General features: G+C 75.7%; 1 protein-coding gene. It reads right to left on the bottom strand.

Translation table 11 applies throughout. From position 1 onward, the window contains the following. Positions 1-24: 24 nt before the first annotated feature. Positions 25-362 (bottom strand): aminotransferase class IV (locus tag A6V29_RS21445; RefSeq protein ID WP_249932970.1); only part of this gene is annotated, 338 nt, incomplete at its 5' end.

Below are 362 nucleotides of genomic sequence, written 5' to 3'. Positions count from 1 at the left end.
CTCCGGGCCCCACTCGGCGCGGCCCTACACCAGGCGGGCGCCCCGCCAGCCGCGCAGCGAGTTGACGACGGCGAGACCGTCGGCCGCGGTCAGGTCGGCCGGCGTGAGCACCCGTTCGCTCAGCCGCCCCTCCTCGACCAACCGGCCGCGTTCCACCCCGGGCAGGCAGCCGGAGGAGACCGGCGGGGTCCACCAGTCGCCGTCGAGGCGGACGGCGAGGTTGCCGATCGTCGTCTCGGTGACCTCGCCGCGGGTCGAGACCAGGACGACGTCGTCGGCGTCCGGCCACCGGCGAGCCCGTTCCTCGTAGGGCGCCCGTCGGGTCGTCTTGTGTCGTAGCCACGCGTCGTCGGCGTCCACCG

It is taken from the genome of Blastococcus sp. CCUG 61487, assembly GCF_005222955.1.
GTDB lineage: Bacteria > Actinomycetota > Actinomycetes > Mycobacteriales > Geodermatophilaceae > Blastococcus.
The sequence above is the reverse complement of the archived record's forward strand: the minus strand, read 5'-3'. Positions and strand labels throughout refer to the sequence as shown.